Genomic DNA, 12,244 nt, shown 5'->3' with positions numbered 1-12,244 from the left:
CATCCCGTTCGGAGGGGGAGCACCGCAGATGCAGGACGACGGGACCGCACGGCCGGCCGGGCCGGACCGGGAGGCCGACCCCCCGAGCGGGGACGGCCCCCAACCGGACGGCGGAGGCCGGGCGCGGCATGCCCGGAGCCGGGCGCTGGCCGCGCTCGGCGTCCTCGGCGAGCTGTTGATCACCGCGGGCCTGGTGCTCGGCCTGTTCGTGGCCTACTCGCTGTGGTGGACCAACGTGGAGGCGGACCGCGCCGCCGCGGCGGCCGCCGACAAGCTGCGCGGCGCCTGGGCCGCAGGTCCGACCGCCGGTCCCCGGCCCGCGCCCGGCAGCACCCCCGCACCCGGCGCGCCGGCCGCGGCGCCGGCGATCGGGGACGACGTGGGCTTCCTGCACGTCCCCGCGATGGGCGGGGACTTCCAGGTGCTGATCCGGATGGGCACCTCCACCGACGTCCTGGACGAGGGCGTGGCGGGCGTCTACGAGCAGCCCTACCGGGCCGCGATGCCCTGGGACCAGACGGGCAACTTCGCGCTGGCCGCCCACCGGGACGGCCACGGTGCCAAGTTCCACGACCTGGACGCCGTCTCCAGGGGCGACGCGATCGTCGTCGAGACCAGGGACAAGTGGTACGTCTACAAGGTCGACAACACCCTGCCGGAGACCTCGAAGTACGACACCGGGATCGTCGCGCCCGTCCCGACCGGCTCCGGCTACACCGCTCCGGGCCGCTACATCACCCTGACCACCTGCACCCCGGTGTACACCTCGCGATACCGGATGGCCGTCTGGGGGAGCCTGGTGCGGGTGGACGACATGGACGCCAAGCGCACCCCGCCGCCGGAGCTGCGGCACTCCTGAGGCGCCGCAGCCGACGCGGCGTCACCGTCGGTCCAGGACGGGCCGAGAACGGCCCGAGGGCCCGTCGCGATCACCGCGACGGGCCCTCGGGCGCTGCTGCTCCGGACGACCTGCCCCCGGGTCCCCCCGGTCCCGGGTCCCTCGGGTCCGCCGGACCCGCGGGACCCGCCGGACCCGCGGGACCCGTCAGATCCAGGGGAACCAGGGCTTAGTGGTCGTTCCCCCCTTTGGGGTTGGGGGGTGTGGAGAAGGGGTCGCCCCCTTTGGTCGGATCGGCCGCCCTGGTGAACAGCTGGACCTGGGTGTTCGGGTCCAGCTGGGTGCCGGCGCCCGGGTTGCTCATCTGGACGATCGCGTTCGGGTCCTGCGGGCCGACCACGGTGTAGCTCAGACCGGCCTTCTGGAGCTGGCTGATGGCGTCCGACAGCTTGACGTTCTGCAGCGGCGGGACGGTCGCCTTGTCGGGCGCCTTGTAGACGACCAGCGAGATCTTCGTGCCGGCCGGGGCCTTGGTGTTCGGGGCGACCGACTGCGAGGCGACCTGGTTGACCTTGGTCGGGTCGTTGGTCGGCGTGGTCTTGGAGGCGTCGACCTGGAAGCCGAGGTTCTGCAGCTGGGACTGCGCGTCCTCCTTCTGCGCGCCCACCACGTTCGGCACGGTCTGCTTGGTCTTGCCCTGCGACACGGTCAGCTTGACCGGGGCGCTCGGGTCGGCGCTGGCGTTCGCCGCCGGGTCCTGGGCGGTGACGTTCTCCTGCGGAGCGGTGTCGTCGTCCTTGTACTCGGTGGTGACGTTGGTGAAGCCGGCGTCGGCGAGCGCCTTGGCGGCCTGGTCCTTGGTCTTGCCGACCACGTTCGGCACCTGGGCCTTGGCCGGGCCGGAGGAGAGCTGCACCGTGACGGTGCCGTTCTCGGCGACCTGGCCGCCCGCCGCCGGGTTCTGGGTGCAGACCTGGTCCTTCTTGACGTTGGTGTCCGGGCAGGCGATCTTGTCGCCCTCGGTCACCACGAGCTTGGCGCCCGCGGCCGTCTTGGCCTCGGCCAGGGACTTGCCCACCAGGTTCGGCACGGCCACCTTCGGGGTGTCCTTGCCGCCCTTGTCGCTGAACATGGCCTGGGCCACGAAGAAGGTGCCGACCAGGACCAGCACGGCGGCCACCGCCAGCACGATCCAGGAGGTGCTGCTCTTCTTCGGCCGGTCCTCGCCGCGCCGGCCGCCGCCCTGGCCGTAGCCGTCGTCGTAGCCGTCGTGGCCGCCGCCGGCCGGGGTGCCGCCGTAGGTCTGGCCGTAGCCGTCGTCCTGGTAGCCGCCCTGGCCGTAGCCGGGCTGCGCGGAGGCCTGCGGCAGGACGGTCGTCGGGCCGCCACCGGGCTGCTGCGGCAGCACGTTGGTCTGGCCGTACGGGTCGTGCTGCTGCGGGTAGCCGTTCTGGTCGTAGCCGTAGCCGGCGCCCATGCCGTAGGCGGCGGCCTGCTGGGCGGCGGCGACCGGGAGGCCGTCGAGGAAGCGCTCGATGTCGTCGCGCATCTCGTCGGCGGTCTGGTAGCGGTAGTCGCGGTCCTTGGCGAGCGCCTTCAGCACGATCGCGTCGACCTCGGGGCGCACCTCGGGGTCGAAGACGGACGGCGGCTGCGGCTCCTCCCGGACGTGCTGGTAGGCCACCGCGACCGGCGAGTCGCCGACGAACGGCGGGCGCACGGTCAGCAGCTCGTAGAGCAGGCAGCCGGTGGAGTACAGGTCGGAGCGGGCGTCGACCTGCTCGCCCTTGGCCTGCTCGGGGGAGAGGTACTGGGCGGTGCCGATGACGGCCGACGTCTGGGTCATGGTCATCCCGGCGTCGCCCATCGCCCGGGCGATGCCGAAGTCCATCACCTTGACGTTGCCCTGCCGGGTCAGCATGACGTTGGCCGGCTTGATGTCCCGGTGCACGATCCCGGCCCGGTGCGAGTACTCCAGGGCCTGGAGGATGCCGATGGTCATCTCCAGCGCCCGCTCGGGCAGCAGCCTGCGGCCGGAGTGCAGCAGCTCGCGCAGCGTCGACCCCTCGACGTACTCCATCACGATGTACGGGATGGAGATGCCGTCGATGTAGTCCTCACCGGTGTCGTACACGGCGACGATCGCGGGGTGGTTCAGGGACGCCGCCGACTGCGCCTCGCGGCGGAAGCGGGCCTGGAACGACGGATCCCGGGCCATGTCGGCCCGGAGCGTCTTCACTGCGACGGAACGGCCGAGCCGGGTGTCATGGGCGAGGTACACCTCGGCCATGCCGCCGCGTCCGAGGACGCCGCCGAGCTCGTACCTGCCGCCTAGGCGACGAGGCTCTTCCATAGTTCCGACCCTCTCCCTCACCCGCCGGTGAGGTTGTGACGTAGGTGTCCCCGCACGCTCTGGGTGACGCCGCGCGCGCTCCGGCCGGTTCTCCGGCCGGGCCGTGCGCGGCCTCGCGGGCGGCAACGGGCACACCCGCTGCTGGCGGATACGCTACCGGTCGCATCCCACCGGACCGGAGTCAGCCGTCGGCCGATATCAGACCGGTATCCGGAAGGGGGTGCCGATCGTGACATTCGCCTCACCCTCGGCGGTGCGGCCTACTTGCCGAGTGCGGCCTGCATCACCGCCTTGGCGATCGGGGCCGCGAGGCGCCCGCCGCTGATGCCGTCGCGGTTGTCGGAGCCGTCCTCGACGACGACCGCGACCGCGACCGACTGGCCGTCCGGGGCCTTGGCCCAGGAGGTGAACCACGCGTAGGGCAGGGCGGAGTTGTTCTCGCCGTGCTGCGCGGTGCCGGTCTTGCCGCCCACCTGCAGCCCCGGGATCTGGGCGTTCTTGCCGGTGCCGTCCTGGACCACCGAGACCATCAGGTCCTGCATCTTCTGCGCGGTGGCCGGGCTCATCGCCTGGGAGAACTGCTTCTCGGTGTGCTTGGAGATGGTGGTCAGCGAGGCCGAGCGCTCCGAGTCGACCAGGTACGGCTGCATCAGGCTGCCGTTGTTGGCGATCGCGGCGGAGACCATGGCGACCTGCAGCGGGGTGGCCCGGGTGTCGTGCTGGCCGATCGAGTCCTGGGCGGTGCCGTCCAGGCTGGCGCTGTTCGGGAAGATGCTCTTCTCGGCCCGGACCGGGGTGTCGATGGTGCTGTTGAAGCCGAACTTCTCGGCCTGCGCCCGCATCTTCTCCTTGCCCAGGTCCGCACCGATCTTGGCGAAGACCGTGTTGCAGGACTGGTCCAGCCCGGACTTGACCGTGGCGTTCTCGCAGCGCTCGTTCGGGCTCTCGTTCTTCAGCGGGGTCTGGGTGCCCGGCAGGATGTACGGCTCCGGGGTCGACGTGGTGTCGTCGATGCTCTGGAACATGCCGTTCTCGAACGCGGCGGTCGCGGTGACCAGCTTGAACGTCGAGCCGGGCGGGTAGGTGTACTTCAGCGCCCGGTTGTCCATCGGCTTGTTCGGGTCGGCGTTGAGGGCCTTCCAGGCGTCCCCGTCGTCGTTGCCGGCGATGGTGCCCGGGTCGTAGGACGGGGTGGAGACCAGGGCCAGGATCGCGCCGGTCTTCGGGTCGAGCGCGACCACCGCGCCCTTCTTGTCGCCCATGGCGTCGAAGGCGGCCTTCTGGACCTTGGCGTTGATCGTCGTGACGACGTCGCCGCCGCGTTTCTGCTCGCCGGTCAGCATGTCCAGCGTGTTGCGGAAGAACAGCCGGTCGTCGGTGCCGGAGAGGATGCCGTCCTCCAGGTTCTCCAGCCCGTTGGAGCCGAAGGCCTGCGAGGAGTAGCCGGTCACCGGTGCGTACATCGGGCCGTCGACCCAGGAGCGCTTGTACTTGTAGCGCAGGCCGTTCACGAAGTCCGACCTCGTCACCGGCTGGCCGCTGACGATGATGTTGCCGCGCGGGTGGGCGTAGCGGTCGTACAGCTGGCGCTTGTTGTTCTTGTTGGTCGCCAGGGCGTCGGCCTGGACGCCCTGGACCCAGTTGGTGCGCACCATCAGGGCGAGGATCAGCACGAGGCAGAAGATCGAGACCCGGCGGATCGGCTTGTTCATCGGACGGGTCCTCCCTGGCCCTCGGTGGCCGGGGCCGGTTCGGCCCCGGGGCGGCGGGCGCTGTCGCTGATCTTCAGCAGGATCGCGACCAGCGCCCAGTTGGCGACCACGGACGAACCGCCCTGGGCGAGGAACGGCATGGTCATACCGGTCAGCGGGATCAGTCCGGTGACCCCGCCGGCCACGACGAAGACCTGGAGGGCCATCGCCGAGGAGAGGCCGACGGCGAACAGTTTGCCGAACGGGTCCCGGGCGGCGATGGCGGTGCGCAGGCCGCGCTGCACCAGCAGGGCGTACAGCAGGAAGATCGCCATCAGGCCGGTGAGCCCGAGCTCCTCGCCGAAGGACCCCAGGATGAAGTCGCTCTTCGCGGCGAAGTTGATCAGCCAGGACCGGCCCTGGCCCAGCCCCGAGCCGGTCACCCCGCCGGAGCCGAGCGCCATCAGCGACTGGCCGATCTGCTCGGTGGAGCCCTTGGGCGGGTTCGGGGAGAAGGCGGCCATCGGGTCGAGCCAGGCGTCGATGCGCACCTTCACGTGGCTGGTGGTCGTGGCCACCGCCACCGCGCCGCCGACCGACATCAGCAGGCCGAACAGGATCCAACTGGTCCGCTCGGTGGCGACGTAGAGCATCACCACGAACAGGCCGAAGAACAGGAAGGACGTGCCGAGGTCGTTCTCGAAGATCAGGATCAGCAGGCTGAGCAGCCAGATGACCACGATCGGTCCGAGGTCGCGGCCGCGCGGCAGGTACAGGCCCATGAAGCGGCGGCTGGCCAGCGCCAGGGCGTCCCGCTTGACCATCAGGTAACCGGAGAAGAACACGGTCAGGACGATCTTGGCGAACTCACCGGGCTGGATGGAGAAGCTGCCCATCCGGATCCAGATCTTGGCGCCGAAGTCCTCCGCCCGGGCCGGGAAGAAGGCCGGCGCGGCGAGCAGGACCAGCGCCACCACCATCGAGATGTAGGTGTAGCGCTGGAGCACCCGGTGGTCCTTCAGCAGCACCATCACGCCGATGAACAGGGCCACCCCGAGGGCGGACCAGACCAGCTGGTTCTTCGCCGCCGGGAAGTTGCCGCTGAGCAGCTTCCCCGCCTTGTCGAGCCGCCAGATCATCACCACGCCCAGGCCGTTCAGCAGGGTGGCGATCGGCAGCATCAGCGGGTCCGCGTACGGCGCGAAGCGGCGCACCAGCAGGTGCGCGACCAGGGCCAGCGAGCCCATCCCCAGGCCGTAGCCGAGCATCCCCGCGGGCAGCTCGGAGTCCATCGCCAGGCCCACGTTGGCGTAGGCCAGCATCGGCAGCAGGACGGCGAAGGCCAGCAGCGCCAGCTCGGTGTTGCGCCGGTTCGGTGCGCCCTGGAGGGAGATGGTGGTGTTGCCCCGGCGCCGCGGCACGGCGCGTCCGGCCGCCGCCCGGCGCCGGCCGCCGGTGCGACCGGTGTCGCCGCTCAGGTCGTAGCTGCTCACGTGGTGACCGCTCCCTGACGGCCGGCCGGCCCGCTGCGGGCGGACCTATGTCGGATCACGGACGTCACTGCTTCGGGCAGGATTCGGCCCGGCTGCGGTCCTCGTCGCTCAGCTGGGGCGGCTGGGCCTGCTCCCCCGGGGAGGCCGCCGGCGGCGTGGCGTTCTGCGTCGGGGCGGAAGTCCCCGGAGCGGCCGTGCCCGGGGTGGCCGGCGTGGTCGGGGTCGGCGTGGTGGTCGGGGCCGCGGCGCCCGGGGCGCGCGGGGTCTTCTCCTTCTCGCCCGGGACGGCCGGGGTGGCGGCCACGAACGAGGCCTTGGTGGTCTGGGTCGCCTGCGCCGCCTGGGTCGGCTGGGTGCCCTGCGCGGCGCCCGTGGTGGTGAGGCCGGCGGCCTTCTGGCACAGCTGCGCCCAGCCCTTGAGGTCCTGCACCGTCGTGTCGGCCTCCTTGCGGCTGCCGACGGAGATGGTCTTGTTCACGTGGGCGAGCTGGTCCTGCGGCAGCCACTTCAGCGGGATGTCGGAGTACGCGGTGTCCACCGAGGACAGGCTCAGCCCGGCCAGGTTCTGGTTGATGCCCTGGTAGAGCGCGACGTGGTCGCCCTCCGCGCCGATGTAGTACTGGTCCTGGGTCCACCGGTAGCCGAAGTACCCGGCGCCGCCGATCAGGCCGAGCGTGACCAGGACGGCCAGCGGGACGGTCAGGCCCCGGCGCTTGCGTTTGGCGGGCTGCTCCTCGTCGAAGTCCTCGGTGCCGTACACGGACGGTTCGGCGGAGCCGTAGCCGTAGCCGCCCTCGTAGCCCTCCGCGGGGCCGAAGCCGGGGCCGTAGCCCTCCTCGTAGCCCTCGGCGGGGCCGAACGAGCCCTGGGGGCCGCGGCCCAGGCCCGCGGCGCGGCCGGCCGGGGTGTCGGCGATCGAGCGGTCGGCGGCGGCCGAGGACGGCGGGGCGTCGGCGACCGCGCCGACCACCACCGGGACGTCGTTGAACTGGCCGCTCATGGTGTCCGTGGCGCCGACGTCGATGACGTCCGCCACGATGCAGGTGATGTTGTCCGGGCCGCCGCCACGCAGGGCGAGCTGGATCAGCTCCTGGACGGTCTGCTCGGGCGAGTAGAAGCTGCCGAGGGTGTCCTGGAGGGTCTGGTGGCTGACCGGGCCGGAGAGGCCGTCGGAGCAGATCAGGTAGCGGTCGCCGGCCCGGACCTCGCGGATCGACAGGTCGGGCTCGACCTGGCCGCGGCCGTCCAGGGCCCGCATCAGCAGCGAGCGCTGCGGGTGGGTCTCGGCCTCCTCGGGCGTGATCCGGCCCTCGTCGACCAGGCGCTGCACCCAGGTGTGGTCCTGGGTGATCTGCACCAGGGAACCGTCGCGCAGCAGGTAGGCGCGGGAGTCGCCGACGTGCACCAGGCCCATCCGCTGGCCCGTCCAGAGCATGGCGGTCAGGGTGCAGCCCATGCCCTCCAGCTGGGGGTCCTCCTCGACCATCTGCCGGAGCCGGTCGTTGGCGCCCTGGACGGCGTCACCCAGCAGGGTCAGCAGGTCGGCGCCCGGCACGTCCTCGTCCAGTCGGACGATCGAGCCGAGCACCTCCGAGGACGCGACCTCGCCGGCCGCGGCACCGCCCATGCCGTCGGCCACGGCCAGCAGCCGCGGCCCGGCGTAGCCGGAGTCCTCGTTCCCCTCCCGGATCAGTCCCTTGTGGGAGCCGGCGGCGAAGCGCAGCACCAGGGTCATGCGACCTGTGCCCCCCTCTGGGTCTTGGACGGGATGCTTGCCCTCATGCGCTACTACTTCCGCAGTTCGATGACGGTCCTGCCGATACGGATCGGCGTGCCCGGCTGGAGCGGGGTGGGCGCGGTCAGGCGCTGCCGGTCCAGATAGGTGCCGTTGGTGGAGCCTAGATCCTCGACCGTCCACTGCCCAGTCTGATCGGGATAGATCCTGGCATGCCGGGAGGACGCGTAGTCGTCGTCGAGCACGATGGTGGAGTCGTGCGCGCGGCCCAGCGTGATGGTCTGGCCCTGCAGTGCGACGGTGGTCCCGGCCAGCGAGCCCTGCACCACGACGAGCTGGGTCGGGGCGCCCCGACGGCGGCCGCCGCCCTGGGTCTGGCCCGCGGCGGACCCGCCGGCGGCGGGTGCCTGGCGGCCGGCGGCCGGGGCGGCCGCGGCGGCGCCCGGTGCGGTGCCGGCGCCGCGGCGGGAGGTGCGGGGGTTCACCTTGGTGCCGAACAGGTCGCTGCGGATCACCTGGATCGCGACGATGACGAACAGCCACAGCACGGCGAGGAAGCCCAGCCGCATGACCGTGAGGGTCAGTTCTGACATGACCGTCCCGCCAGTCGGTGAGCGAGGCGCGCGAACAACTCGGACACTACCCTTCGACCTGCCGGTAGACGATGGTGGTGGAGCCCACGACGATTCGGGAGCCGTCGCGGAGCGTAGCGCGCTGGGTGTGCTGCCCGTCCACCACGATGCCGTTCGTGGACCCCAGGTCGAGCACCATCGACGGGGTGCCGGGCCGGATCTCGGCGTGCTTGCGGGAGACCCCGGGGTCGTCGATCCGCACGTCCGCCTCGGTCGAGCGGCCGAGCACGCAGGCCGCGCCGGAGATCTGGTGGCGGGAGCCGTTCACCTCGATCCAGCGGCGCACCGAGGCGCCGTGCCCGGCGCCGGGGAAGGCGCGGACGTTGCCGCCGGCGGGCTGGGCCGGGGGCACCGCCGGGGGCGCGGGCGGCGGCGGGGGCGCGTCGTACTGCCCGGCGCCGCCCTGCTGCCACGGCGCGCCGGGGGCCGGGGCGGCCGGCTGGCGGTCGTAGCCGGGCTGCGGCGGGGCGTACTGCGGGGGCTCCTCGGCGGCCAGGGTGCGGCTGCGCACCCGGTAGAGGCCGGTGTCCAGGTCGTCGGCCTTCTCCAGGTTCACCTGGAGCGGGCCCATGAAGCTGTACCGCTGGGCCTCGGCGTACTCGCGGACCATCCCGGCGAGTTCGGTGCCGAGCTGGCCCGAGTAGGGGCTGAGCCGCTCGAAGTCGTGCGGGCTGAGCTCGACGATGAAGTCGTTCGGCACGACGGTGCGGTCGCGGTTCCAGATGCTGGCGTTGTTGTCGCACTCGCGCTGCAGGGCGCCGGCGATCTCCACGGGCTGGACCTCGGACTTGAACACCTTGGCGAAGGTGCCGTTGACGAGACCCTCCAGTCGCTGTTCGAACTTCTTCAGCATTCCCATGGGGCACCCCCTTCCAGGGTTCGTTCGCCTGCCTGCCGGCCGGATCCCTCCGTGGAGCGGTCCTGCGGTGGGTCGGTCGCGCCTACTTGCGGTACTTCCGTACTGATCGTATCCACGCCGGGCCCTTCCGTACGGTTCCCGGACCGCGTCGTCCCGGGGGGTGGGCTCGGACACACAGGGTGACGCATTCCGGGTGCGGCACGCCAGGTGTGCCGGTCGGAGCCGCCCTTCCTCCTTCCCCGTCCGTGCGTCGCGCACCCGTTCGGATGCGGTCGGTCTCCCCCGGATACGGATTCGGAGCCGCCGCCCAGGTCGTGCTACTGTTTTCCACGTCGGAAGGGCCGCCCGGAAGGGAAGCCGGACCGAGGAAGTGCGAAGGCCACATGGTACCGAGCACCTCCGAGGGAAGGTCGGCACGGAAGACGACACCCATGCGCGGGTGGCGGAATAGGCAGACGCGCTGGATTCAGGTTCCAGTGCCCGAAAGGGCGTGGGGGTTCAACTCCCCCCTCGCGCACAGCGAAGCCCCGCAGATCTTCGGATCTGCGGGGCTTTCTCGTTCTCCGGCACCGCGGTCGGGGTGCCGGTGGGTCGCGGGCCGGGTGCCGAAGGGCCGGCGGGCCGCGGGCCGGGCGGCCGGTTCAGGAGCGGGTGTCGGGCAGTTCGGCGCGGACCTCGAAGCCGCCGTCCCGGGTGGGGCCGGCGGTGAGCGTGCCGCCGAGCAGCTGGGCCCGCTCGCGCAGCCCGACCAGTCCGTGGCCGCCGCCCGGCAGGGTCTCGGACGGACGGACCGGCGGCGCCTCGTTGCGGACCTCGACCCGCAGCCGGCCGCCCCTCGCCCGGACCCTCACGTGCACCGCCGCCGCCGGGGCGTACTTGGTGATGTTGGTGAGCGCCTCCTGGACGGTGCGGTAGGCGGCCCGCTCGACCGCCTCCGGCCAGGGGTGGTCGCCGGGGTCGAGCTCGGTCTCGGCGGTCAGGCCGCTCTCCTCGATCAGCCGGGGCAGGTCCGCCAGCCGCGGCTGCGGGGCGAGCGGGGCGTCCGGCAGCGGACCGCCGGTGCCGCGCAGCACCCCGACCATCTGGCGCAGCTCGTCCAGGGTCCGTACGGACAGTTCGCGGATGGTGCGGGCGACCGTCGCGGCGGCCGGGTCGGCGGTGCTCACCTGGAGCGCGCCGGCCTGGATGCTGATCAGGCTGACCTGGTGCGAGACCACGTCGTGCATCTCCCGGGCCAGCCGGCCGCGCTCGCTGATCAGCACCCGCTCGGCGAGCAGCCGGCTCTCCCGCTCCTGGCCGCGGGTCAGCTCCTCCAGGCGGGCGGCCAGCTCCCGGCGGGTGCGGGCGAGCAGCCCGGTGGCGGCCGGACCGGCGGCCAGCATCACGGACTGGATGGCGTCCAGGGCGCTGGCCCGGCTCAGGTCGATCGGGGTGTCGGGCAGCGGCCAGTGGAAGAAGGAGACCAGCGCGAAGAGGGTCCCGCAGGGGATCAGCAGCCGGGGGCGCGAGCGCTCGACGGCCACCGTGTAGACGGCGGTGATCGGGGCCAGCCAGATGAACTCGACCCAGCTGCCGGGCATGGTGAGCAGGAACACCGTCACCGGGAAGCGGCGGCGCCAGAACAGCGCGACGGCGGCCAGCGCGGACAGGGACAGCTGCCACCAGGTGGCGTTCCGGGCCACCAGCGCGGTGTCCATCAGGGAGTACAGGACGGGCAGCAGCAGCATCAGCCACGGCGCGGTGCACCAGGCCGGCAGCCGACGGGACGGCAGCTGGTCGGCGGCCGTCATGCCCCGTCGCCGGGCTTGGGCCGCACCAGGCCGGCCCGGTGGGCGAGCACGGCGGCCTGCACCCGGTTGGCGGCGCCGAGCTTGCCGAGGATCGCGCTGATGTGGTCCTTGACCGTGCCGGTGCCGAGGAAGAGCCGGTCGGCGATCTCGGCGTTGGACAGGCCCTCGCCCAGCAGGGCGAGCACGTCGAGCTCCCGGCCGGTGAGGGTGCGGGCCAGCGCGGTGGCCTCGGCGTCCGGGCCGCCGCCGTCCACGTAGCCGCCGATCACGGTGCGGGTGACGGTCGGGGAGAGGATGTTGCCGCCGGCCGCGAGCACCCGGACGGCGTGCACCAGCTGCTCGGGCGCGGTGTCCTTGAGCAGGAACCCGGCCGCGCCGGCCCGCAGCGCGGTGCCGATGTACTCGTCGGTGTCGAAGGTGGTGAGCATCGCCACGGCGGGCGGGTCGGGCAGGGCGCGCAGGCGGCGCAGCACGGAGATGCCGTCGAGGTCCGGCATCCGGATGTCGAGCAGCACCACGTGCGGGCGCAGGCGCTGGACGTGCTCCTCCGCCTGCCCGCCGGAGCAGTCGCCGACCACCTCGAGGTCTGGCGCGGAGCCGACGATCAGGCCCAGGCCGGAGCGGACCAGGATCTCGTCGTCGACGATCAGCACGCGGGTGGTGGTGATGGTGCCTCCTCGGTTCGGGCGGCCGGGTCGGGGCGGTCCGCGTGGGTCGCTTCGCGCTTCGAGAGTAGGGGTAGGGGCGGCGGGCTGCCGAACGCATGGGGGGTGCCCGACCCCGCCGTTCGGCGGGGGTGGGAATCCGCTACCCGGTTCACGTAATTCTCAGGAACGGTGGGCAACCATGGAGT

9 protein-coding genes and 1 tRNA gene are annotated in these 12,244 nt (G+C 72.3%); 2 read left to right on the top strand and 8 right to left on the bottom strand.

Features of this window, described 5'->3' with window-relative positions; translation table 11 throughout:
* Window positions 1-28 precede the first annotated feature (28 nt).
* Entirely contained in the window at window positions 29-859 is an 831-nt protein-coding gene (locus tag ACGF07_RS06445; protein ID WP_392895947.1) for a class E sortase, read from the top strand.
* 208 nt (window positions 860-1,067) lie between these two features.
* Here ACGF07_RS06445 and pknB read toward each other — a convergent pair whose 3' ends face one another.
* The 6 genes from pknB to ACGF07_RS06415 form a co-directional block, all read right to left on the bottom strand.
* Window positions 1,068-3,191, bottom strand: coding sequence for a Stk1 family PASTA domain-containing Ser/Thr kinase (gene pknB, locus ACGF07_RS06440; protein ID WP_392895945.1), 2,124 nt, complete (start codon window positions 3,189-3,191; stop codon window positions 1,068-1,070).
* Between the two features lie 260 nt (window positions 3,192-3,451).
* Complete coding sequence (locus ACGF07_RS06435; protein ID WP_350739438.1) at window positions 3,452-4,903, bottom strand: penicillin-binding protein 2; 1,452 nt, start codon at window positions 4,901-4,903, stop codon at window positions 3,452-3,454.
* The gene (locus ACGF07_RS06430) at window positions 4,900-6,303 is read right to left on the bottom strand and encodes an FtsW/RodA/SpoVE family cell cycle protein (protein ID WP_350739512.1); all 1,404 of its coding nucleotides are present in this window, start codon (window positions 6,301-6,303) and stop codon (window positions 4,900-4,902) included. Before ACGF07_RS06430 ends, ACGF07_RS06435 begins: the two co-directional genes overlap by 4 nt.
* Window positions 6,304-6,439: 136 nt before the next feature.
* On the bottom strand, window positions 6,440-8,110 hold the full coding sequence (locus ACGF07_RS06425; protein WP_392895943.1) for a PP2C family protein-serine/threonine phosphatase: 1,671 nt from the start codon (window positions 8,108-8,110) through the stop codon (window positions 6,440-6,442).
* 53 nt (window positions 8,111-8,163) lie between these two features.
* On the bottom strand, window positions 8,164-8,703 hold the full coding sequence (locus ACGF07_RS06420; protein ID WP_392895941.1) for an FHA domain-containing protein: 540 nt from the start codon (window positions 8,701-8,703) through the stop codon (window positions 8,164-8,166).
* A gap of 46 nt (window positions 8,704-8,749) precedes the next feature.
* Window positions 8,750-9,601 (bottom strand): DUF3662 and FHA domain-containing protein, encoded by an 852-nt coding sequence (locus ACGF07_RS06415; RefSeq protein ID WP_350739448.1) that lies wholly within the window; start codon window positions 9,599-9,601, stop codon window positions 8,750-8,752.
* Window positions 9,602-10,034: 433 nt separating this feature from the next.
* On the opposite strand from ACGF07_RS06415, the gene ACGF07_RS06410 reads away from it, so the two are divergent.
* Window positions 10,035-10,118 (top strand) — tRNA-Leu (locus ACGF07_RS06410).
* Between the two features lie 124 nt (window positions 10,119-10,242).
* Here ACGF07_RS06410 and ACGF07_RS06405 read toward each other — a convergent pair.
* Both ACGF07_RS06405 and ACGF07_RS06400 read right to left on the bottom strand, forming a co-directional pair.
* Window positions 10,243-11,391, bottom strand: coding sequence for a sensor histidine kinase (locus ACGF07_RS06405; RefSeq protein ID WP_392895939.1), 1,149 nt, complete (start codon window positions 11,389-11,391; stop codon window positions 10,243-10,245).
* Window positions 11,388-12,038, bottom strand: a complete 651-nt coding sequence (locus ACGF07_RS06400) for a response regulator transcription factor (RefSeq protein WP_350739515.1) — start codon at window positions 12,036-12,038, stop codon at window positions 11,388-11,390. The genes ACGF07_RS06405 and ACGF07_RS06400 overlap by 4 nt, the downstream gene beginning before the upstream one ends.
* Between the last annotated feature and the right edge of the window lie 206 nt (window positions 12,039-12,244).

The organism is Kitasatospora sp. NPDC048194, assembly GCF_043202455.1.
Lineage (GTDB): Bacteria > Actinomycetota > Actinomycetes > Streptomycetales > Streptomycetaceae > Kitasatospora.
Note: the sequence above shows the minus strand (reverse complement) of the source record. Positions and strands in the feature narration are given on the sequence as shown.